18 protein-coding genes are annotated in these 21,095 nt (G+C 66.9%); 12 read left to right on the top strand and 6 right to left on the bottom strand.

Going from position 1 to position 21,095, the window contains the following annotated elements; genetic code table 11:
* Positions 1-15: 15 nt before the first annotated feature.
* On the bottom strand, positions 16-2,205 hold the full coding sequence (gene ccsA, locus M8R19_RS31960) for a cytochrome c biogenesis protein CcsA (protein WP_249920007.1): 2,190 nt from the start codon (positions 2,203-2,205) through the stop codon (positions 16-18).
* Positions 2,206-2,582: 377 nt separating this feature from the next.
* On the opposite strand from ccsA, the gene M8R19_RS31955 reads away from it, so the two are divergent.
* Both M8R19_RS31955 and M8R19_RS31950 read left to right on the top strand, forming a co-directional pair.
* Positions 2,583-4,259 (top strand): MFS transporter, encoded by a 1,677-nt coding sequence (locus tag M8R19_RS31955; RefSeq protein WP_009620356.1) that lies wholly within the window; start codon positions 2,583-2,585, stop codon positions 4,257-4,259.
* 209 nt (positions 4,260-4,468) lie between these two features.
* Positions 4,469-5,962: an aldehyde dehydrogenase family protein gene (locus tag M8R19_RS31950; protein WP_061561665.1), complete on the top strand. Its 1,494-nt coding sequence runs from the start codon at positions 4,469-4,471 to the stop codon at positions 5,960-5,962.
* A gap of 163 nt (positions 5,963-6,125) precedes the next feature.
* On the opposite strand, the gene M8R19_RS31945 is transcribed toward M8R19_RS31950, so the two are convergent.
* From M8R19_RS31945 to M8R19_RS31935, 3 genes are all read right to left on the bottom strand, one after another.
* Positions 6,126-6,356, bottom strand: a complete 231-nt coding sequence (locus M8R19_RS31945; protein ID WP_009620352.1) for a DUF7683 domain-containing protein — start codon at positions 6,354-6,356, stop codon at positions 6,126-6,128.
* Complete coding sequence (locus tag M8R19_RS31940; protein ID WP_249920006.1) at positions 6,353-7,633, bottom strand: colicin E3/pyocin S6 family cytotoxin; 1,281 nt, start codon at positions 7,631-7,633, stop codon at positions 6,353-6,355. Before M8R19_RS31940 ends, M8R19_RS31945 begins: the two co-directional genes overlap by 4 nt.
* 239 nt (positions 7,634-7,872) lie before the next feature.
* Entirely contained in the window at positions 7,873-8,499 is a 627-nt protein-coding gene (locus tag M8R19_RS31935) for a TetR/AcrR family transcriptional regulator (protein ID WP_249920005.1), read from the bottom strand.
* 95 nt (positions 8,500-8,594) lie between these two features.
* On the opposite strand from M8R19_RS31935, the gene M8R19_RS31930 reads away from it, so the two are divergent.
* From M8R19_RS31930 to M8R19_RS31915, 4 genes are all read left to right on the top strand, one after another.
* Complete coding sequence (locus M8R19_RS31930; RefSeq protein WP_249920004.1) at positions 8,595-9,260, top strand: O-methyltransferase; 666 nt, start codon at positions 8,595-8,597, stop codon at positions 9,258-9,260.
* A 98-nt stretch (positions 9,261-9,358) separates the two neighbouring features.
* A complete protein-coding gene (locus tag M8R19_RS31925; protein WP_249920003.1) occupies positions 9,359-9,826 on the top strand; it encodes a GNAT family N-acetyltransferase in 468 nt (155 codons plus the stop codon).
* 383 nt (positions 9,827-10,209) lie between these two features.
* The gene (locus tag M8R19_RS31920) at positions 10,210-10,500 is read left to right on the top strand and encodes a LasR-specific antiactivator QslA (RefSeq protein ID WP_009620344.1); all 291 of its coding nucleotides are present in this window, start codon (positions 10,210-10,212) and stop codon (positions 10,498-10,500) included.
* 337 nt (positions 10,501-10,837) lie between these two features.
* A complete protein-coding gene (locus M8R19_RS31915; RefSeq protein WP_074986414.1) occupies positions 10,838-11,329 on the top strand; it encodes an HIT family protein in 492 nt (163 codons plus the stop codon).
* 1,066 nt (positions 11,330-12,395) lie between these two features.
* Here M8R19_RS31915 and M8R19_RS31910 read toward each other — a convergent pair.
* A complete protein-coding gene (locus M8R19_RS31910) occupies positions 12,396-13,388 on the bottom strand; it encodes an asparaginase (protein ID WP_249920002.1) in 993 nt (330 codons plus the stop codon).
* A 60-nt stretch (positions 13,389-13,448) separates the two neighbouring features.
* Positions 13,449-14,891 (bottom strand): alanine/glycine:cation symporter family protein, encoded by a 1,443-nt coding sequence (locus tag M8R19_RS31905; RefSeq protein WP_009620340.1) that lies wholly within the window; start codon positions 14,889-14,891, stop codon positions 13,449-13,451.
* A gap of 181 nt (positions 14,892-15,072) precedes the next feature.
* Between M8R19_RS31905 and M8R19_RS31900 the strand changes: the two genes are divergently transcribed.
* From M8R19_RS31900 to iadA, 6 genes are all read left to right on the top strand, one after another.
* Positions 15,073-15,888, top strand: a complete 816-nt coding sequence (locus tag M8R19_RS31900) for a helix-turn-helix domain-containing protein (RefSeq protein ID WP_069865235.1) — start codon at positions 15,073-15,075, stop codon at positions 15,886-15,888.
* A gap of 188 nt (positions 15,889-16,076) precedes the next feature.
* A complete protein-coding gene (locus M8R19_RS31895; RefSeq protein ID WP_249920001.1) occupies positions 16,077-16,952 on the top strand; it encodes a MurR/RpiR family transcriptional regulator in 876 nt (291 codons plus the stop codon).
* 76 nt (positions 16,953-17,028) lie between these two features.
* Positions 17,029-17,292, top strand: coding sequence for a hypothetical protein (locus M8R19_RS31890; protein WP_074982346.1), 264 nt, complete (start codon positions 17,029-17,031; stop codon positions 17,290-17,292).
* Positions 17,285-18,811: a sodium:solute symporter family protein gene (locus M8R19_RS31885; protein ID WP_116424407.1), complete on the top strand. Its 1,527-nt coding sequence runs from the start codon at positions 17,285-17,287 to the stop codon at positions 18,809-18,811. Before M8R19_RS31890 ends, M8R19_RS31885 begins: the two co-directional genes overlap by 8 nt.
* Entirely contained in the window at positions 18,793-19,497 is a 705-nt protein-coding gene (locus M8R19_RS31880; protein ID WP_249920000.1) for a creatininase family protein, read from the top strand. Before M8R19_RS31885 ends, M8R19_RS31880 begins: the two co-directional genes overlap by 19 nt.
* The gene (iadA, locus tag M8R19_RS31875; protein ID WP_116424406.1) at positions 19,494-20,699 is read left to right on the top strand and encodes a beta-aspartyl-peptidase; all 1,206 of its coding nucleotides are present in this window, start codon (positions 19,494-19,496) and stop codon (positions 20,697-20,699) included. Before M8R19_RS31880 ends, iadA begins: the two co-directional genes overlap by 4 nt.
* Positions 20,700-21,095: the final 396 nt, after the last annotated feature.

Here is a 21,095-nt window from a genome sequence, read left to right as displayed (position 1 = left end):
TTTCGCGATTGCTGTCTAACTCTGAGACAAGCCCTCAAGACGTGCCTGGGATGCAGTATGGACGCGCTTGCGCGATACGCCCGCGCCGGGCAGCAGCAGGGCGCCGAGCAGCATGCAGGCCAGCCCGAGCCAGACGAACGACAGCAGCGGGTAGCTGCGGATCACCACCAGGCTCTCGATGGCGTCGCCCGCCTGCCCCATCAGCCGCGGCGAGGCCGGCACCCACACCTGCAGGTCGCCCAGCCAGCCGCGGATGATGAACGGGTGCAACACGTAGCCGCGGTCCGAGGCGAAGCGCGCGTAGTGGTAGTCGAGGATTTCGCACAACTGGCGCACCGGGCCCTGGTAGGCCGGCGGGTTGCCGCGGCTGTCCTGGAACAGCGCGTGGCCCTCCAGCTGGCGGCCGCCCTCGCGCAGCTCCACCCGCGCCACCGAGTGGTAGCCGGCGCGGTCCGCCCGGGTACTGTCGGGCAGCACCCGCAGTTGCATGCCGTTGGCCAGCGCCTGCCACTGCTCGAAAGAGGCGCCGGGCGGGATGGTCACCTGCAGGTAGGTGTTCAGCGCCGTGGCCGCCAGCCCGCCGACCAGGGCGACCACCGCGCCGCCGTGGATCAGCGCCACCCCGCCGCTGTAGCGCAGGTTGCCCAGGCGCCGGCTGCGCCACAGGGCGAGCACGCACCAGAACGCGCAGCTGGCCAGCAGGAAGGCCCCGCCCAGCAGCGCCGCATCCAGCCAGGGCAGCACCACCACGACGTTCTGCGAAAGCATGCCCTGGCCGCTGTAGCTGGCGCTCAGCCAGCCGCCGTGCCAACCCACCAGCAGCATGGCCACGGCCATCGCCAGGCTCGCCAGCAGCGCCAGCTTCGGCCAGCCGCTGCGGCGCAGGAAGCTGTAGCCGCCGACCAGGCCGAGCAGGCCCAGCAGCGGCAGCAGCCAGCGCACCAGGCCGTAGCCGTCCACGTCCCACTGGTCGAAGGCGCGGCGCAGGCCGTTCATCTCGTCGGTGGTGGCCCAGGCGGTGAGCGTCTCGAAGAACGGCTTGAGATCGCTCGGCCGCTCCAGCCCCAGCCATTCGTAGAGGTGCGCCTGCAACAGCGCGCCCAGGGCCAATAGCGCGCTGCCGGCGAACAGGTAGATGGCCAGGTCCATGGTCCAGTCCGAACGCGTCTTGCGCCCCGCCGTGCGCCGCGCCCGTAGCGTCGCCCAGCCGGCCAGCACCAGCAGGGCCGCGGCCAGGCCCAGGTGGGCCAGCCAGGACGTGGTGCCTATGTAGCGGTGCGAGCTGGCCAGCACCGTGCTGCGGGTAACGGCCAGGGCGCCACAAGCCATGGCCGCCGCCAGCAGGCTGAGCAGCGGCAGCAGGCGCCGGTTGGCCCCGTCCGGGCGCCAGCGCCGCGCGCCGTGCAGCACCGCGCCGAGCAGCGCCCAGACCACGAAGGCCGAGGTCTGCACCGGGTCCCAGTGCCACAGCTGGCCAAAGGTGAAGTCCTCCATGGCCCAGGCCATGCCCGCGCCGATGCCGGCGCTGAGCACCAGCCAGGCGCGCCGGCCGTAGCGCAGGGCCACGGCGGCGTAGGCCTCGCCACCACCGCCCAGGGCATCCAGCGCCGCCCCGGCCGGCGCCAGGGCCCAGGCGTAGGCGGCCAGCACCAGGGGCGCGTGGAAGGCCATCCAGAAGGTCTGCAGGTGGGCATTCATGCCCTGGCTGGGTTGCGCCGCCAGCCAGTCCGCCGGCGTCGCGGAAAAGGGCCCGAGCCAGGCCGCGGTGGCCACGTACCAGGCGGCCACCAGCGCCATCCCGCGCCCGGCCCAGCCGGCCTGGCGCGCCTGGCCGGCGGTGATGCCCGTGCAGAAGGTCGCCAGTAGCAGCACGGTGCCCTCGTCGCCGCCCCAGAGGTTGGCCATCTTCAGGTAGCCGGGCAACCCGGCGCTGCTGTAGAGCCAGGCATAGCGCAGTTGGAAATGGTCGGCCAGCAGGTGCAGGGCCAGCGCCAGGCAGGCGCCGCACAGCGCCCCCAGGGCCAGCGGCCAGGCCAGGGAACGCCACCGGGGCCGCGCGGCGCCGAGGACGATGAGCACGGCGGCGATCCACAGCCAGGCGTTGCCCAGCAACGGCAGGAACCAGAGCAGCAGGCAGGTGGCGACAAAGGCGCCAAACCCGGGCAACACGGGCAACACGGGCAACGGAGTGAACGTCCTCTTCAAATCGGGCCTCCTTGGAATGTCTCCCGCTTGTGTCCGCGGGATTGCGCATCCGGGCCTCTACATATTGTGTGCCAGCGCCGAAAACACCTTGCGCGACAGTTGCTTGGCGCAAAGCCAGAGGCGGTGCGGCGTTGCAATTCGCGACAGCCATTGCAGCCTGAGACAGCTCCCTTAGTTCTAGCCGATCCGCCGCGGCTGGATATCTGGAAGATGGCGTTTATGCTTCTAGATGGCCCGCACGCCTTGCCGGGCCAGCCTGAAGCCTGTCTGCAGTCTCGCTTCGACTATCCGTGTTCCGCTGCATCAACCCCATGGCCCGAGTGCGGCAACGGTGGTTAAGGACTCCGGCCCATCACAAGAACAAGACGGAGAAGAACATGGCGCAGACCTACAGCCCGACCGCGGGCAACACACCCCACAACGGCATCACCCGGGAGGAGCGCAAGGTCATCTTCGCCTCCTCCCTCGGCACCGTCTTCGAGTGGTACGACTTCTACCTCTACGGCTCGCTCGCGGCGATCATCGCCAAGCACTTCTTCGCCGGGGTCAACGAGACCACCGCCTTCATCTTCGCCCTGCTCGCCTTCGCCGCCGGCTTCGCGGTGCGCCCCTTCGGCGCCATCGTGTTCGGCCGCCTGGGCGATTTGGTCGGGCGCAAGTACACCTTCCTCATCACCATCGTCATCATGGGCATCTCCACCGCCGTGGTGGGCATGTTGCCCAGCTACGCCAGCATAGGCGTGGCGGCGCCGATCATCCTCATCAGCCTGCGCCTGCTGCAGGGCCTGGCGCTGGGCGGCGAGTACGGCGGCGCGGCGACCTACGTGGCCGAGCACGCGCCCAAGGGCAAGCGCGGCTTCTTCACCTCGTGGATCCAGACCACCGCCACCCTCGGCCTGTTCCTCTCGCTGCTGGTGATCATGGCCTGCCGCACCGGCCTGGGTAACGAGGCCTTCGAGGACTGGGGCTGGCGGATCCCCTTCCTGCTCTCCATCCTGCTGCTGGCCATCTCGGTGTACATCCGCCTGCAACTCTCCGAGTCGCCGGTGTTCAAGCGCATGAAGGAAGAAGGCAAGGCTTCCAAGGCGCCGCTGACCGAATCCTTCGCCCGCTGGGACAACCTCAAGGTGGTGATCATGGCGCTGCTCGGCGGCACCGCCGGCCAGGCCGTGGTCTGGTACACCGGGCAGTTCTACGCGCTGTTCTTCCTGCTGCAGACGCTGAAGATAGACGCGCAGACCGCCAACCTGCTGATCGCCGGTTCCCTGTTGCTGGGCACGCCCTTCTTCGTGTTCTTCGGCAGCCTGTCCGACCGCATCGGGCGCAAGAAGATCGTCATGGCCGGCTGCATCCTCGCGGCCCTGACCTACTTCCCGATCTTCAAGGGCCTGACCGAGTTCGGTAACCCCGAGGTGTTCGCCGCCCAGGAGAAGAACCCGGTCACCGTGGTCGCCGACCCGTCCGCCTGCGCCTTCCAGTTCGACCCGGTGGGCAAGGCCAGATTCACCAGCTCCTGCGACCAGGCCAAGAGCCTGCTGGCGAAGAAGGCCATCCCCTACGAGAACGTCAAGGCCGAAACCGGCGCCGTGGCCCAGGTGCACATCGGCGACAAGGTCATCGCCAGCTTCGAGGGCGGCAGCCTGCCCGCGGCGGACTTCAAGGCGCAGTCCGAAGCCTTCACCGCGCAGATGAGCGCCGCGCTCAAGGACGCCGGCTACCCCGAGAAGGCCGACCCGGCCAAGACCAACCACCTGGCGGTGCTGTTGCTGCTGACCGTGCTGGTGATCTACGTGACCATGGTCTACGGCCCCATCGCCGCCTGGCTGGTGGAGCTGTTCCCGGCGCGCATCCGCTACACCTCCATGTCGCTGCCCTACCACATCGGCAACGGCTGGTTCGGCGGCTTCCTGCCCACCGTGGCCTTCGCCATGGTGGCGGCCACCGGCGACATCTACTACGGCCTCTGGTACCCCATCGTCATCGCGGTGATGACGGCCATCCTCGGCACCTTCTTCCTCCCGGAAACCAAGGACCGCGAAATCCACCACGCCTGAGCCGCGCCCGCCTCGCGAAACAGCCCGCCCTGCGCGGGCTGTTTCGTTGGTGGTTGTCTCAGGGCTGTCGCAAGCTGCGACAGCGGGGCGCGGAATTGCTCGTCCCTCTTTCGATTAAATCGTTTTGATTCAATAAGTTGAATGACATTGACCGGCTTGGCATAGCGGTTGCGATAGCCGCCTGGACAACTCAACAAGAGGCAACCGCAATGCTCGCTTCCCTGCCCATCAAGCCCGAATCCCGCGCCTTCCTGCAGCGCGCGCCGAAGATGCTCATCGGTGCCGATTGGACCGGTGCCGCCGATGGCGCCCTCATGGACCTGCGCAATCCGGCAACCGGCGAAGTGCTCTGCCAGGTGCCCTCCGCCAGCGCCGCCGACGTCGACCGCGCCGTGCGCGCCGCCCGCCAGGCCTTCGACGATTCGCCCTGGAGCCGCATGCGTCCGCGCGAGCGGCAGAACCTGCTGTGGAAGCTCGCCGACCTGATGGAACGCGACGCCGACCTGCTGGCCGAGCTGGAATGCCTGAACAACGGCAAGAGCGCCGCCGTGGCGCGCGTGATGGACGTGCAGCTGGGCATCGACTTCCTGCGCTACATGGCCGGCTGGGCCACCAAGATCGAAGGCTCCAGCGTCGAGGTGTCCATGCCGCTGATGCCCAACGACGACTTCCACGGCTTCATCCGCCGCGAGGCCGTCGGCGTGGTCGGCGCCATCGTCGCCTGGAACTTCCCCCTGCTGCTGGCCTGCTGGAAACTCGGCCCGGCGCTGGCCACCGGCTGCAGCGTGGTGCTCAAGCCCGCAGACGAAACCCCGCTCAGCGCCCTGAAGCTGGCCGAGCTGGCCCTGGAGGCCGGCTACCCGGCGGGCGTGTTCAACGTGGTCACCGGCACCGGCGTCAACGCCGGCGCCGCCCTCACCCACCACCCGCTGGTGGACAAGCTGACTTTCACCGGCTCCACCGCCGTGGGCAAGGAAATCGGCAAGGCGGCCATGGACAACATGACCCGCGTGACCCTGGAACTGGGCGGCAAGTCGCCGACCATCGTCCTCGCCGACGCCGACCTGAACAGCGCCGCCGCCGGCGCCGCCCAGGCCATCTTCTTCAACCAGGGCCAGGTGTGCTGCGCCGGCTCGCGGCTGTACGTGCAACGCAAGCACTTCGACAACGTGGTGGCCGACATCGCCGGCATCGCCAACGGCATGAAGCTGGGCAACGGCCTGGACCCGAGCGTGGACATGGGCCCGCTGATCTCCGCCCGCCAACAGCAGCGCGTGCACAACTACATCGAACTGGGCCGCGAGAAAGGCGCCACCATCGCCTGCGGCGGCGAACAGTTCGGCCCCGGCTACTTCGTGAAACCGACAGTGATCGTCGACGTGGACCAGAAGAACCCGCTGGTGCAGGAAGAAATCTTCGGCCCGGTGCTGGTGGCCATGCCCTTCGACGACCTCGACGAAGCCATCCGCCTGGCCAACGACAGCCCCTACGGCCTGGGCGCCAGCATCTGGTCCAACGACCTGGGCGCGGTGCACCGGATGATCCCGAAAATCAAATCCGGCTCGGTCTGGGTCAACTGCCACAGCGCCCTTGACCCGGCCCTGCCCTTCGGCGGCTACAAGATGTCCGGCCTGGGCCGCGAAATGGGCGCCGCCGCCATCGAGCACTACACCGAGGTGAAATCGGTGCTGATCAAGCTGTAAGGCAAAAGGTCCTACCGCGTCCGGCGCGTTACCCCCTGCGCCGGCGTTTTCATCCCCCGGCCGCGCGAGTGGTCGGGGGATTTTTTTGCCCGCGGCGCGTAGGGCGTATAACCGTTCGCGGTTATACGCCGATACACCGCGTCCTCATGAACTCCGAGCAGCCTCACCCATTGCAAGTCAACTGAAAGGTATACCCAGGATCGCGCAGGGTTCTTCCTACAATCCCTTCAATGGCGAGCAACTGCTGCTCAGTGAGATCGTACCCTTCGATTCCGTGTTGAACCTCTGTCCAACCCATTATCTTCGCCAGGTCGCCTGCATAAGACTCCGAGACTTCAATCTTGAACAGCAGAAACTCGGTTTCATTATCGAAAGCCTCCAGGAAGTACCTCATGGCTCTACTCTCCGCACTGGATCAGCATCTTTGTTCTTTTCGCCGGTAACAGGGTTGAACTCTCCCAGATGCCTTCCCCTCCTGTCATATTTTTCAACCGCGCCATGAGCAGAATCCCACTCATAGATATAGCCCTCGTCATCCTTCCAGCGCTTTCTCTTGCCGCCGCCACCTGAAATAGGCGTTTTCCGCTTGGCCTCCTTCGCCGCTGGAAAGGCCAGCAGGTGGTCTGGTGGCGGCTGGTAGTGCGAATGCGGTATGGCGTAGGCGATATACAGCGACTTCATCCCGCTGTCGGCAGGAAACGTCAGAATGAAATCGTCGGTAGTGATGTCCTCGCTGCCCGGGTATATCTCGATCTGCGAGTCGGTATCGGTCGCAATCGGGTGCACCAGGATATTGTCGATCCGCTCGCCCGTATGTTCCGGATGAATCAGAGGTGGAATGGGCTGTGAGCCCTTGTTGGGAATCCAGAGAATGGTCAGGCCGTTGACGTGCGCCTCCATCGTACGACGGTCGTCACGCCAGATAGCCTTGACCGTGCGTACAGCGTCATCGCCATCGGGATGGGCATGGATACCATAGACCTGCAAGCCACCATGGGCATCGCGGCGAATCTGGAAACGTACACGGGTCGGCACCTGCTCCAGGTCACGCAACCGGCTGTCGGTGTACAGGGCGCCGTCACCCAGGCGCGTAGGCAGCAGGCCAAGGAGGAACAGGCTGGCCGGATTGCTGGCCACACCCGGCCCACGTAGCGCCCAGGTGAAGCCGTGCTGCATGATGCCGCCGCCAGCGATGCGTACCAAAGCCGCCTCCGCGCCAGCATTGAGCGCAGTGGTCGCTGAAACCGGCAACGCCATCGCCCCGGAAAGCATGACGTTGCCGAAGCGCGAAGCGGGTTCCACTTCGACGCCGGGCCGGGTCCGGCCCCAATTGTCCGGGCGGCAGGACTTGGCGAATACCAGGTCCTCGCGCACCTTGGGTAGCGGCCAGCGGTCTTCGAAGATATAGGCTCGCGGCGGCGAGGACTCACTCCCCGGCAACAGGCCGCTGGCGCTGGCCGAAGCCACCTCATCCGCCACCAGCAGCCATTCGCCACGGCGTACCGCTTCGACGATGTCGGCGTCGCGCACGATATGGGACATACGTTGGAGCGCTTCCAGCCCCTTCAACATATGCCGCCCCTGGGTCAACGCATTGCTGACCAACCCCTGGGCAAAATACGGGTCCTCCGCACACTGCGCGTCGGGGGCGGTATTGGGGATGAGGCGCATGGGCTCTCCAGACCGGAAGCATCAGTGCGGCCGGAGTATGAGAGCGGCGAGAGCGCCGTTTTAGAGGGCAGGAACTGCTTCGGAAACTACCGACACCCTATACATGTTTTTTGAGCTGTTATCTGTCAGAACAGGCATGAATCCACGTCCTAGGCGCCTGCCGGTTCGATGTCCAGCTAGTCGGGCTGCTCCCGCTCCTGCTGCGGGCCAAGCACAACGACCAGCGGGTCTGAGCACCCTCAGCCAATAGCCTTCAGATAGGCACAGAACATGTCCGCCATCGCCCCGGCATAACGCTCGATTTCCTCCTCCGTGCGCGGCGCTTCGGAGAACTGCTTGCCCACCGCGCTGAGCGTGGTGGTGACCAGGTCCACCGCCAACGCCCGCGCCTCGTTCGTCGCATCGGGCAGCACCTCCACCATGAAGACCTGGAAGATGCGCTCGCCGGCCGCCTTGGCCTCCCGCGCCTCGGGGGCGTCGCGGTACAGCGGCGCGGCGTCGCTGAGCGCGGTGCGGACTGCCGCTTCCTCGCATTCCGAGCGGACGAACGCGTGCACCAGCGTGCGCAGGCGCGCCAGGGGCGGTTGCCGGGAGTCTTCGAGGATGCCGCGCAGCATCTCGCCGGTCTGGCGCCACTCGTCGCTCTGCAGGCGGAACAGGATCGCCGCCTTGTTCGGGAAGTACTGGTACAGCGAACCAACGCTGACGCCGGCCCGCTCGGCCACCCGCGCGGTGGTGAAGCGCTGCGCGCCCTCCTTCGCCAGAACCTGAACAGCGGCGTCGAGAATGGCGGCGACCAGCTCGGTCGAGCGGGCCTGGCGCGGCTGCTTGCGCGAGGCAATCCGCGGGCTGCGGCGTTCGCTCATGGGGTGCTCCGGGAATGCGAATAGTGAAACCTGACGAATTCGTCGCATTCTAGTCGGGCGCCCTGGAGCGCTCAACCAACCTTCGGAGTCCCCGCATGAGCACCCTCACCACCGCCCCCGTCGCCCCACTGCTGGAACGCCTGTTCGCCGAGGCCGATGCCAGCGAGCCGGGCAGAAGCCCCGCCGTCACCGGCCTGTCCGGCGAGGAACTGGCGCGCCTGATGGCCAGCAAGACCGAGTACCGCGACCTCTACGGCCGCCTGAAGGACCTGCCGCTCCCCGTCTCGCGCGCCACCGGCGTGCTGCTCTACATACTGGCGCGCAGCTGCCAGGCACGCAGCATCGTCGAGTTCGGCACCTCCTTCGGCATTTCCACCCTGCACCTCGCCGCGGCCCTGCGCGACAACGGCGGCGGCCGCGTGATCGGCAGCGAGTTCGAGGCCTCCAAGGTGTTGCGCGCCCAGGCCAACCTGAACGCCGCCGGCCTGGCCGACCTGGTGGAGATCCGCGAGGGCGATGCCCTGCAGACACTGGCGCGCGACCTGCCGCAGCGCATCGACCTGCTGCTGCTCGACGGCGCCAAGGCGCTCTACCCGGAAGTCCTCGCCCTGGTGGAAAGCCGCCTGCGGCCCGGCGCGCTGATCGTCGCCGACAACGCCGACCACAGCCCGGAATACCTGGCGCGGGTACGCGATATCGGCAACGGCTACCTGTCGGTGCCCTTCGCCGAAGACGTCGAGCTGAGCCTGCGGCTTGGCTGAGCGACCGCTGCGCCCCGCCGGCCCATGGCCGGCGGGAAGCCGGGGAACGGCGAATCCGCTAGAGTGCCCTATCCGCCAGCCATGACCAGGCACAGACAATGGACGCAGCAGAAATCCGCCAGGCCGCTCCCGACGACGCACCCGCCATCGCCCGGCTGGTGGACGAGGCCTACAGCCCCTATATCCCGCGCATCGGCCGCAAGCCCGCGCCCATGCTCGACGACTACCGGCAGGTGCTCGCCGAAGCCGATGCGTTCGTGTGCACCCGCAATGGCGAAGTCGCCGGCGTGCTGGTGCTGCGCCCCCAGGGGCCGGCATTGCTGCTGGAGAACATCGCGGTGGCGCCGGCGTTCAAGGGCCAGGGCATCGGCAAGGCGTTGCTGGCGTTCTGCGAGGAACGTGCGCGGGCCCAGGGCTTCCAGGCCATCGAGCTGTACACCAACCAGCTGATGATCGAGAACATCGCCCTCTACACGAAGTTGGGCTACCGCGAAACGCACCGGGCCACGGAGAACGGGTTTGCGCGGGTGTTCATGCGCAAGGTCGTTGCGGGCCCGGCGCTGTAGTTCTTTCTTCCTACACTGCTTCCCTTCTTCCGCATCGGTGCCCGTTGCGGGAAATATCCGATACTCTCCTGCAGCGTGTTTCTGCCCTTGTTGCGCTACCGGCCGGTTCCTAAGCTGCGCCGGTCGCGGCTCATCCGCGACCGGGTTTGACAGCCTGAAGAAACGGCGCGATTGCCCTCCGAGGTGCATGCGAAAGCGGCGAACGCTTTTTGCAGGCCCTCTCGTGTCCGCGGTTCGTACCGCAAGTGTCATGGCAGATCGCGCGGGGAGACCTTCGGGTCTGCCGGCTCCGTTTCCCGGTCTGTCAACCCCGCGCGGTCTGCCTCCATTGGTTGACAGCTTTGGCGGCAGCTCCTGAATCCAACGAAACGGAGCAGCTCTAGATGACCAATTCCAACAACCTGATCGTCCTCCCCAGCAACACCCATCCCGTTGAAATCCCCGCCGCCGACGGCCAGCCCGGCCTGACGCTGACCTGGCCGATTCCCACGCAGCCAGCCGCCGACCAAGGCATTCTCCTGGCCGAAAGCTGGCTGGCCGGCGAAGCCGACGGCTACCTGTGGACGCGCCTCGTCCATGGGCGCATAGAGCACATGGACAACTGGCGGCGGATGGCCTTCGAGATCGGCTTCCTGACGCGTCTGCAGCAGCGGCTGGGGCGAATGCCGGAGTAAGGTGCTTTTCGTAGGAGCGAGGGGGACGCCTAGTTCTTGCTCGCGAACGGGGTTTCCCGGTGGCTTTGAGTGTTGGGGTTGAGAGCGCCCTCTCCCCAGCCCTCGGCTGCGCGCCCCGTCCTGAAGGGAGAGGGGGCCGTTCGGCACAGACGGGAGATTCGGCGTCAACCTGTAGGAGCGGACTCTGTCCGCGATGTCATGCGCGCCGGCCCTGTCGGCGGAATCGCGGATGAATCCGCTCCTACGGGGAAATGCCGTGCTTCACGGCCAACTCGCGTCTGGAATGGCGGGGCCGGGGCTTGTTACCCTGCCCAGCCCGAACAGCCAGTCGAATTCGATGGACATTCCAGCCCACCTCATCGTCCACCAGACGCAGCACTGGATACTCAACCACCACCTGACCTCGGCCCTGCCCGGCTACCTGATGCTGGGCTCCCGGGCCCCGGCCGGCTCCCTGGCCGACCTGCCCGCGGCCGCGCTGGCTGAACTCGGGGAGCTGCAGGGCCTCACCCAACGCATCCTGGAAGAACAGCTGCAGCCGAAGTGGCTGTACATCGGTCGTTTCGGCCACTCACCGGGTTTCCCCATCCATTTCCACTTCATTCCGGTCTACTCCTGGGTCGAGGACGCCTTCTGGGCAGACGAGCGCTATCGCGTGCTGCAGCGCTTCGGCGACTCCAGCCTTGGCGGTACCGATGGCGCCGAGCTGACGTTGTTCATCTGGCGGGAGTTTGGTGAGGCGGAGCAGGCGCCGGTTATCCATGGGCCTGGTATCGATGGCGTGATTGCACGTCTGCGCGAGGCCTTCGGTCAGGTTGCTTGCGGGTGACCATGAAGGCGTTTTTTTTGGTTTAAGGGAGGTGCTTGATTCTGGGTCCGCCCCCTCACCCCAGCCCTCTCCCGGAGGGAGAGGGAGCCGTTCGGCGTGGGCGGATAATGCAACGTCAGCCGGCGAGTTCGTAGGGCGCATAACCGTTTGCGGTTATGCACCGCTGGCCTAAACACCGATGCCTGACGATTCTGGAACCGTAGGAGCAACTGTCTTGCCGACTGTGCCGAGATGCGCCTCAACGGATGGGTTGAGCTTGCGAAACCCATGCGGCCGCGGTGATGGGTATCGCTTCGCTCAACACCATCCTACGGGGTGGTTTGCCGGCGGGGGTAGGAGCGGACTCCGTCCGCGATGGGTTTGGCTGGAAGGGGGTGGAGTCAGGGAGCTTCGGTGCCAAGACCGAGAGCGCCCTCTCCCCAGTCCTCGGCTGCGCGCCCCGCCCTGAAGGGAGAGGGGGCTGTTCGGAGTGGGGGGAGAATCCTGAGTCATCCTGAAACGCCTATCTATCACCGTCATTCCCGCGAACGCGGGAATCCAGTGACTGCGGGGTTCGCGAGCAAGCTCGCTCCTACGGAAAGCAAAAGCAAAAGCGCGTTTGCTCTTGGATTTCCAGAGAAACGTCCGAGCGCACCGGAACGCCCCTTCAGAAGGCCGAGCGAAACCCCTGCTCAGGAGGTCATGCGACATGGATGTCGCGAGAGCCCCGCGGGCTACAGGGACGTACCCTCGGGGCGGGCCTCCGTGGCGGGGGAGTTCGTGAGGGTAGCCCGACTCCGTCGGGCCCGTATGTTGGGGCAAGCCTTTTTGGTTCCTTTTTGCGGGGGTGGCCTTCCACCGTTTGACAAAAGGGACTCGCCCGAGGGGGCGAAACAAGAAACATCCGAACACTCGGTGCGGCGCGCTACACCGAGCCCAACCCAAAAGTCTCTGGGTTCCCGCGTTCGCGGGAATGACGGGGGTGAGGATCGGAGCGAGGGATCAGGATTCGCAAGCGAAACCATACATCCCATACGAAAATGCCGTTCCTCCCATGGAGAGAAACGGCATCAGGCCCAGGAAGCACCTATTCGGCCAGCTCCCCACACAGATCCAGGCCAAACCAACGCTCAGCCTCTTCCACGCCCAGCCCCGCACCCAACAGGGCGAACAACTTACCCAAAGCCGCCTCACGGGTCATGCCACCACCAGACACCAAGCCAGTGTCGCGCAGACGACTGCCTGCGGCGTAGGTATCGAACACCACACTACCCGCCGGACACTGGCTGATAGCAGCCAGCAACACACCACGCTTACGGGCCGCGCCCAGCGCAGCAAGCAAAGCTTCATTGTCAGAAGGACCGGTACCACTGCCATAGCACTCCAGCAGCAGCCCCTGCACGCCGCTATTCAGCACAGCCTCCAACTGTTCGGCCTGCAGACCGGGGAACAACGGCTGCACAGCCAGCCTCACCGGCTGACGCGGCTGGCGATAATCCAGGACTGGCGGCACCTGCCCTGCACGCTGGCCATCGCGATGACGCGGCAGCGTGGTAAAGGCGTCGAAGGCTTCGCTATGCAGCTTGGTGGCACGCGCGCCGTGCAGCAGCGCGCCGCCGAAGTAGAGTTGCACACCACTGGCCTGGCCACCTTCCAGCACGTCCAGGGCGCCGCCAAGGTTGGCCCAGGCATCACTGCCGGGCGCACCGGCGGGCAACATGGAGCCGGTCAGCAACACCGGCACATCCAGCCCCAGCAGCACAAACGACAGCGCCGCCGCGGTGTAGGCCAGCGTGTCAGTGCCATGCAGCACCAGCACGCCGTCATGGCCGCCCTGCTCCACCGCGTCGACTATGGCGTCGCGCATGGCCAGCCAGTTCGCCTGCTGCATGTTGGCGCTGTCCAGCAGCGGCTGCATTTCCCGGAAGGCCCAGGCGAAGGTCGGCTGCCGGCCACTGCCGGCCAGCCACTCGCGCATGCGCGCCTCGAAGCCGCTGGCCGGGGCCAGGCCCTCGGGGGTCTGCAGCATGCCGATGGTGCCGCCGGTGTAGAGGACGAAGAGGTTCTTGACTGCGCGCATGGGCTGATCCTGCGTTCTTGTAGTGGCGCGGGCCGACCGCCGGGACGGCCTGCGCGGCCGTCAGCCCTGCGCCTGCGGCAGGCCGGCGGGGATTTCGCGGGCGGCCTCGGCGCGCTGGCTGGCCGGCCAGGCTTCGCGGTCCAGGTCGAGGTCGGCGAACTGGGCGGAGTCGAACACCGGCTGCTGAACGCCGGCGCGACGCTGTGCATCGTAATCGCCCATCACCCGCAGGCCAACCTTGAACAGCAGGGCCAGGGCCAGCAGGTTGACGAAGGCCAGGCAGGTCATGGTGATGTCGGCGAAGGCGAACACAGTGGACAGGTTCTGCACCGAGCCCCAGACGATCAGCGCCAGCACCAGGGCGCGGTAGCCGATCAGCACCAGGCGGTTGCGGCTGAGGAACTGCAGGCTGTTCTCGCCCAGGTAGTAGTTGTAGAGGATGCAGGTGAAGACGAACAGCGACAGCGCGACGCTGACGAACAGCCGGCCCCAGTCACCGACCACCGCGGCCAGGGAGTTCTGCGTGAGGACGATGCCGTCGCCTTCGAAGCCCGGGGTGTAGAAGCCCGAGAGCAGGATCAGCAGCGCGGTGCAGGTGCAGATGACGAAGGTGTCGAGGAACACGCTGAAGGCCTGCACCACGCCCTGGGACGCCGGGTGGCGCACGGCGGCCACGGCGGCGACGTTGGGCGCGCTGCCCAGGCCCGCTTCGTTGGCGAACACGCCACGCTTCACGCCCATGACGATGGCGCTGCCGAGCAGGCCGCCGAACGCGGGATCGAGGCCGAAGGCGCTCTTGAAGATGGTTTCCAGCATGGCCGGGACGTGCTCGATCTGGCTGCCGATCACGTACAGGGTGACGCCGATGTAGGCCAGGGTCTTGACCGGCACCAGCAGGTCGGAGACCGCGGCGATGCGCTTGATGCCGCCGATGAAGACGATGGCCAGCAGCACGGCCAGGGCGATGCCGGTGTGCTGCGGGGCGAAGCCGAAGGCGTTCTGCAGCGAATGGGTCACGGTGTAGGACTGCAGGCCGTTGAAGGCGAAGCCGTAGGTCACCAGCAGCAGCACCGAGAACACCACGGCCATGCCCTTGAGCTTCAGGCCGTGCTGGATGTAGTACGCCGGGCCGCCGCGGTACAGGCCGTCGCCGTCGGCGCGCTTGTAGACCTGGGCCAGGGTGCACTCGAAGAAGCTGCTGGACATGCCCACCAGCGCGGTCACCCACATCCAGAACACCGCGCCCGGGCCGCCGAGGGTCACGGCGATGCCGACGCCGGCGATGTTGCCCGCGCCCACGCGCCCGGCGAGGCTCAGCATCAGCGCCTGGAACGAGCTCAGCTGGCCGGCCTGGCCGCGGATGGATTCCTTGAACACGCCGAACATGTGGCCGAAATGGCGGAACTGGACGAACCGGGAGCGCAGGGTGAAGTAGCTGCCGAGTCCGACGATGAGCACGATGAGAACCTTCCCGGAAAGGAAGTCGTTGAGCGCTTCGAGCATGGGGTGTGACCTCGATTCTTGTTCTTCGGTTGGAAGAGAGGCGCCAGGCGCGCGGGTTGGGCCTGGCGCTGGCGGGCAAGGTTGGCCAAGACGAGGGGACGTGACAATTTCGCATCTTGTTACGTTCTGGCGCGAGTTGATGCTAGGCTTGCGTCACTCGCATCACACCGGAATACCGTCGATGTCCGATCACCTGGGCGAAAACCTCAAGCTCGCCTGCAGCCACTACCGCTCTATCTCCGAGGTCTGCCGCCAATTGCAGATCAACCGCGCGCAGTTCAACAAGTACCTCAGCGGGCAGAGCCGCCCCACCCCGTTCAACCTCAAGCGCATCGGCGACTTCTTCGGCGTCGAGGACTACGAGCTGGGCCTGCCGCCGGAACAGTTCGCCCGCCTGATCGGCGCCCGCGCAAGCCAGGCCGGCGTGCAGGCGAACGACCCGCTGCTGCGCCTGCTGGAACCACTGCGCGAGCAGGGCGGCAACCTGTCGCGCTACTGCGGCTACTATTTCGAATACTCCAACTGCATGTCGGTGCCCGGCAGCATCCTGCTGTCGCTGGTGCACCTGTGGGAGGAGGACGGCAACTTCCTGTTCGAGCGCCAGGAGCGCCAGGAACGCTCCAGCAGCACCGACGTGCAGGCCGAGGACTGGGTGCGCTGTCGCTACCTGGGCGCGGCCTTCCAGCTGCAGGACCGGCTGTTCCTGATCGACTACGAGTCGCTCACCGTCAACGAGATGAGCCAGACCATCCTCATCCCCAGCTTCAAGAGCCGCATCACCCGCCTCAACGGCCTGAAGACCGGCGTCTCCAGCGGCGACCGGCGCACCCCGGCGTGCACCCGGGTGGTCTGGGAATACCTGGGCGCGGAGATCAACCGGATCAACGCCTACCGCCAGGTGAAGCTGTACCGCCCGGACGACCCGCGCATCGACGACGACGTGCGCGAGCGCCTGAGCGTGGGGCCGATCCGCAACGGCCTGTTCGAGATCGAATGACCGCCGCGATCAGGCTCCGGGCGCGGGCCTGATCCAGTCGCACAAGTTCTTCGGAATATTCCCTCCCAACTATTCAGCGAGGCCGATAAGTGCCTGCCTGTAAATTAATTTTCAGGCAACACGAAAAGTAAAAATCGATTTCCAGACAGCAGCGCTTTCCAGGCACAAGCGCAGCGGGGCCCGCCGCCATGTCCGATGAACCTTCCCATTTGCTGCTCGGCGCCATCGCCCGCGCCCGCCCGGGTTATTCCCCGGCCTTCCGCAAGCTGGCCGACTTCGTGCTGAACAACGCGCTGGCGGTCTCCACCATGAACATCGACGAGCTGGCCAGGGCCGCCGGCGTCTCGGTCGCCACCATCAACCGCTTCGCCCACCGTTGCGGCTGCGACGGCTACCCGCCCTTCCGCGCCACGCTGCGCAAGCTCTACGAAAGCGCCTACTCCCCGGTGGAGAAGCTGCGCCTGGGCCTTGCGCGGGACATCGGCGCCGCCGGCATCGTGCGCGAATCCCTCGACAGCGCCGCCGGCAACATCCGCCGCAGCCACGAGCTGCTGCAGGACGAGCAGGTGCGCCGCGCCGTCGAGCTGCTCGCCAACGCCAGCCAGGTGTACGTCGCCGGCCTCGGCGTCAGCGCCATCCACGCGGCCTTCGCCGCCAACTGCCTGGAGCCGTTCCGCGCCGGGGTCAAGGACCTCGCCGCCATGGGCGGCGTCGAGTCGGCCCTGCGGCGGATCAACGTGCTGCGCGAAGGCGACCTGGTGATCGGCATCGCCCTGCCCCGCTATTCCCGCGGCATCGTCGAGCTGCTCGGCCTCGCCCGCCAGCGCGGCTGCAAGGTGCTGGCCCTCACCGACGGCCCCGCCTCGCCCATCGCCACGCTGGCCGACACCGCGCTCTACGCGGTTGCGGAGCACCCGCTGCTGTACGCCTCCAACGCCGGCATGGTCGCGCTCATCGAGGCCCTCGGCGCGGCGCTGGCCCAGCACACTGGCGATTCGCTCGAAGCCATCAGCGCCCAGACCGAACGGCTGCTGCCCTACCTCTACCTGGACGAGCCTCCGTAGCCCGCCCTAACACGCACATGCGGGCCCCGCGTTCGCCGGGGCCCCTCACCACACTTCGCATTCAGGAGCAGTAACGATGGGCGTCTGGGAAAACCGATTCGAGCGGGGCTGGTTCCTCGTCTTCATGTTCATGTACGGGCTGATCATGCTGCCGCTGCCCTGGTACTACAGCGAAACCTACGTGGCCGGCCCCTGGGGCGTGCCGCTGTTTCTCTTCGGCTGGATCGTCCACGGCGGCGTGGTCATCGCACTCACCGCGCTGTTCGCCGTGCAATGCCTGAAGCGCCCGGAATACCGCGGCTTCCAGGCGGAACCGGAAGGAGCCGACACGCATGTCTGACATCGATCATCTGCTGACGCCCACGCCCGGCCCCTTCCTGCTGACCATGGGCGTCTACTTCCTGGTCATCGCCGCCATCGGCTACGTCGCCGCGCGCCAGACGCGCGACATGAAGGAGTTCCTGGTGATGGGCGGCAAGGCCGGCGCCATCGTCTCGGGCATCGCCTATTTCGCCACCCAGTACAGCATGAGCACCTTCATGGGCGTGCCGGCCATCGCCTACGGCAACGGCTTCGCCGGGATGAGCATCACCATCCCCGGGGTGGCCTTCTCCATGCTGATTCCCGCGCTGCTGGTCGGCCGCCGGCTGATGGAACTGGGCCGGCGCAACCACTACCTGACCATGAGCGACTACCTGGCCGACCGCTACCAGTCCTCGCCGATGCGCGCCATCCACGCCATCGCCATGGTGGTGTTCCTGGTCGCCATGACCGGCGCGCAACTGGTGGGCGCCGGCATCATCGTCAAGACCTTCACCGGCTACCCGGAGTGGGTCGGCGTGGTGGTGACCGGTGGCATCGTGATCCTCTACTGCATGTACGGCGGCATGCGCGGCGCCATGCTAACCGACGTGCTGCAGGGCAGCCTGATGGTGCTCACCGCGGTGGTCACCTTCGTCATCTCCGTCCGCGCCGGCGGCGGCCTGGAGGCCATCACCGCGCAGCTGGCGACGGACAGCCCCGGCCACCTCGCCCACCCCGGCAGCAAGGGCGAATACGGCTGGAGCGTCTACGTCACCATGATCCTGATGTGGAGCTTCTTCACCATCGGCCAGCCGACGCTGTTCACCAAGTTCTACGCCATGAAGAGCCACGCCGTGCTGTTCAAGAGCGTGCTGCTGGGCACCCTGGGCATGCTGGTCTCGGCCACCCTGATCGAGTGGGCCGGGGTCAACGCCTTCATCTCGCTGCCGGGCCTCGTCGGCCGCGACGCCGACTTCGTGGTGCCGATGCTGCTGCAGCGCTCGCTGGACCCGATCCTGGCCTCGGTCATGATCGCCGGCATCGTCTCGGCGGGCATGTCGACGGTGTCGGCGCTGATGGTGGTGGCCACCGGCGGCATCAGCCGCGACCTCTACCAGAAGCTGATCAACCCCGCGGCCAGCGACGCCAGGGTGCTCCGGCTGTCGCACTGGGTCACCCTGCTGATCGGCCTGGCCGGCATCGCCATCGGCGTGCTCAAGCCCGCCAGCATCTTCGAGATCGTGCGCTTCGCCTTCGGCGGCCTGGGCATCTGGGTCATCGCCGTGATCCTCGGCATGTACTGGAAGCGCGCCACCGCCGCCGGCGCGCTGGCCGGCGTGCTGCTCGGCGAGCTGTGCTTCGTCGTGCTGAAGGCCGGCTGGCTGGACGGCTGGCTGAGCTTGCGGACCGACCCACTGCTGCCGGCCTGGTTGCTCGGCATGGCCGTCGCCGTGGTCGTCAGCCTGGCCACCCCGGCCGTCGAACGCGAGGTGCTGGAACGGCACTTCACAACCGCCCGCAACGACAGGAGCAAGCCATGTTCATCGGCGACATGAACTGGATGCAGGTGGAGCGCCAGGTGCAGTTGGACGACCGCGTCCTGCTGCCCCTGGGCAGCACCGAGCAGCACGCCTACCTCAGCCTGATGACCGACGTGATCCTCGCCCAGCGGGTGGCCATCGAGGCCGCCGAGCCCCTGGGGCTGCCGGTGTTCCCGGCCCTGCCCTACGGCATGACGCCCTACTTCGGCGACTTCCCCGGCACCGTCTCGCTGCGCCCGGCGACCTACTTCGCGCTGCTGGTCGACGTGCTGGACAGCCTGCACCAGCAGGGTTTCCGCCGCATCCTGCTGGTCAACGGCCATGGCGGCAACTGCCCGGTGCAGGCGGAAATCCAGCAGTGGCTGTGCCGGCACCCGCAGGCGCGGGTCAAGCTGCACAACTGGTGGAGCACGCCGCGCACCCTGGCGAAGGTTCGCGAGATCGACGCGCTGGCCTCCCATGCCTCGTGGATGGAGAACTTCCCCTGGACGCGCATCCCCGGCCAGACCCCGCCCGAGGAACGCAAGCCCATGGTCGACCTGGCCCGCCTGCGCCAACTGGGCGCCCAGGCCGTGCGCGCCTACATCGGCGACGGCAACTACGGCGGCGCCTACCACAAGGACGACGCGCTGATGCAGGAACTCTGGCAGGTCGGCGTCGAGGAAACCCGCGAACAACTGCAAGGCGGCTGGGCCGAATGACGATGACCAACGCGGCTCCCGCGCCGCCGGCGTTCCTGTTGCTGCGCGGCGGCGAACTCTACGCCCCCGAGAAGCTCGGCCAACGCGACGTACTGATCGGCGGCGAACGCATCCTGGCGATCGCCGAGCATCTGCAGGCGCCCAACCTGCCGGGTTGCCAGGAAATCGATGCGCGGGGCCTGACGCTCTGCCCCGGCCTCATCGACCAGCACCTGCACCTGATCGGCGGCGGCGGCGAAGCCGGGCCCCACAGCCGCACGCCGGAGGTGCGCCTGTCCAGCCTGCTGGAAGGCGGCATCACCACCGTGGTCGGCCTGCTCGGCACCGACGCCATCACCCGCCACCCCGAATCGCTGCTGGCCAAGGCCCGCGCCCTGAACACCGAGGGCATCACAGCCTTCATGCTGACGGGCGCCTACGCCGTCCCGACGCCCACCATCACCGGCAGCATCCAGCGCGACATCGCTTTCATCGATCCCATCATCGGGGTGAAGACGGCCATCTCCGACCATCGCTCGTCCGCACCAAGCATCGGCGAACTGGCGCGCATCGCCGCCGAAGCCCGGCTCGGCGGCCTGCTGGGCGGCAAGGCGGGCATCAGCGTGTTCCACCTGGGCAACGGGCGCCGGGCGCTGGAGCCGTTGTACGGCATCCTCGAACACAGCGACGTCCCCATCGGCCAACTGCTGCCGACCCACGTCAACCGCACGGCCGCGCTCTACGAGGCGGCGATCCGCTTCGCCCTGGACGGCGGCAACATCGACCTCACCAGCGGCATCAACCCCGAACTGGGCGCCAAGCAGGCGCTGAAGTCCAGCCGCGCGGTGATCCAGGCGCTGAGCGCGGGCGTCGCGCTGCAGCGGCTGACCATCAGCTCGGACGCCAACGGCAGCCAGCCGGTGTTCGATAGCGACGGCCGGCTGACGGGGCTGGCCCTGGCGGGGTGCAAGAGCCTGATGAATGAGTTGCGTGATCTGGTCCTGCGCGAGCGGCTGCCGCTGGAGCAGGCGCTGCGGCCGTTCACCAGCAACGTGGCCGACCTGCTGCGCCTCCAGGGGCGCAAGGGGCGCCTGGCTGTGGGGTTGGAGGCGGACGTTCTGTTGCTGGATGAGCGGTTGGAGTTGGTGCAGGCCTTTGCGCGGGGGCGGCAGGTGGTGCTTGGTGGCAGGGCTTGTCTGTGGGGGACGTTTGAGGGGGAGTGAGTTTTTGGTGCCGGCCGGGAATGACGGTGTTTGGGCTTGGTCCCGTCCCCTCTCCCTAACCCTCGGCTGCGCGCCCCGCCCTGAAGGGAGAGGGGACTGTCCGGCGTGCGCTGATGTTTCCGCGTTAGCTGGCCTGCACCGCGTGGCCGGCTGACACCAAATCCGTTCGCGGCATTCACCCAACACACCGAAGCCTCCGGTAAACACCCGTTCGCGAGCAAGCTCGCTCCTACAACAGCAAAGCCGACGTAGGATGGGTTGAGCGAAGCGATACCCATCGCCAAGGCCACATGGGTTTCGCAAACTCAACCCATCCTACGAAAAGCCCCTCGACGCAGCCGGCAGGACCGTTGCACCTACCACGGCAAGTCCCCCTCCAGAACCCGCTCCACGCCT

The organism is Pseudomonas sp. R3.Fl, from assembly GCF_023516765.1.
In the GTDB taxonomy this organism is placed as follows: domain Bacteria; phylum Pseudomonadota; class Gammaproteobacteria; order Pseudomonadales; family Pseudomonadaceae; genus Pseudomonas; species Pseudomonas citronellolis.
The sequence above is the reverse complement of the archived record's forward strand: the minus strand, read 5'-3'. Positions and strand labels throughout refer to the sequence as shown.

Excerpts from the sequence above, each read along its gene's own strand:
- M8R19_RS31955 (WP_009620356.1), top strand. The coding sequence starts at position 2,583 with ATGGCGCAGACCTACAGCCCGACCGCGGGCAACACACCCCACAACGGC.
- M8R19_RS31950 (WP_061561665.1), top strand. The coding sequence starts at position 4,469 with ATGCTCGCTTCCCTGCCCATCAAGCCCGAATCCCGCGCCTTCCTGCAG.
- M8R19_RS31945 (WP_009620352.1), bottom strand. The coding sequence starts at position 6,356 with ATGAGGTACTTCCTGGAGGCTTTCGATAATGAAACCGAGTTTCTGCTG.
- M8R19_RS31940 (WP_249920006.1), bottom strand. The coding sequence starts at position 7,633 with ATGCGCCTCATCCCCAATACCGCCCCCGACGCGCAGTGTGCGGAGGAC.
- M8R19_RS31935 (WP_249920005.1), bottom strand. The coding sequence starts at position 8,499 with ATGAGCGAACGCCGCAGCCCGCGGATTGCCTCGCGCAAGCAGCCGCGC.
- M8R19_RS31930 (WP_249920004.1), top strand. The coding sequence starts at position 8,595 with ATGAGCACCCTCACCACCGCCCCCGTCGCCCCACTGCTGGAACGCCTG.
- M8R19_RS31925 (WP_249920003.1), top strand. The coding sequence starts at position 9,359 with ATGGACGCAGCAGAAATCCGCCAGGCCGCTCCCGACGACGCACCCGCC.
- M8R19_RS31920 (WP_009620344.1), top strand. The coding sequence starts at position 10,210 with ATGACCAATTCCAACAACCTGATCGTCCTCCCCAGCAACACCCATCCC.
- M8R19_RS31915 (WP_074986414.1), top strand. The coding sequence starts at position 10,838 with ATGGACATTCCAGCCCACCTCATCGTCCACCAGACGCAGCACTGGATA.
- M8R19_RS31910 (WP_249920002.1), bottom strand. The coding sequence starts at position 13,388 with ATGCGCGCAGTCAAGAACCTCTTCGTCCTCTACACCGGCGGCACCATC.
- M8R19_RS31905 (WP_009620340.1), bottom strand. The coding sequence starts at position 14,891 with ATGCTCGAAGCGCTCAACGACTTCCTTTCCGGGAAGGTTCTCATCGTG.
- M8R19_RS31900 (WP_069865235.1), top strand. The coding sequence starts at position 15,073 with ATGTCCGATCACCTGGGCGAAAACCTCAAGCTCGCCTGCAGCCACTAC.
- M8R19_RS31895 (WP_249920001.1), top strand. The coding sequence starts at position 16,077 with ATGTCCGATGAACCTTCCCATTTGCTGCTCGGCGCCATCGCCCGCGCC.
- M8R19_RS31890 (WP_074982346.1), top strand. The coding sequence starts at position 17,029 with ATGGGCGTCTGGGAAAACCGATTCGAGCGGGGCTGGTTCCTCGTCTTC.
- M8R19_RS31885 (WP_116424407.1), top strand. The coding sequence starts at position 17,285 with ATGTCTGACATCGATCATCTGCTGACGCCCACGCCCGGCCCCTTCCTG.
- M8R19_RS31880 (WP_249920000.1), top strand. The coding sequence starts at position 18,793 with ATGTTCATCGGCGACATGAACTGGATGCAGGTGGAGCGCCAGGTGCAG.
- iadA (WP_116424406.1), top strand. The coding sequence starts at position 19,494 with ATGACGATGACCAACGCGGCTCCCGCGCCGCCGGCGTTCCTGTTGCTG.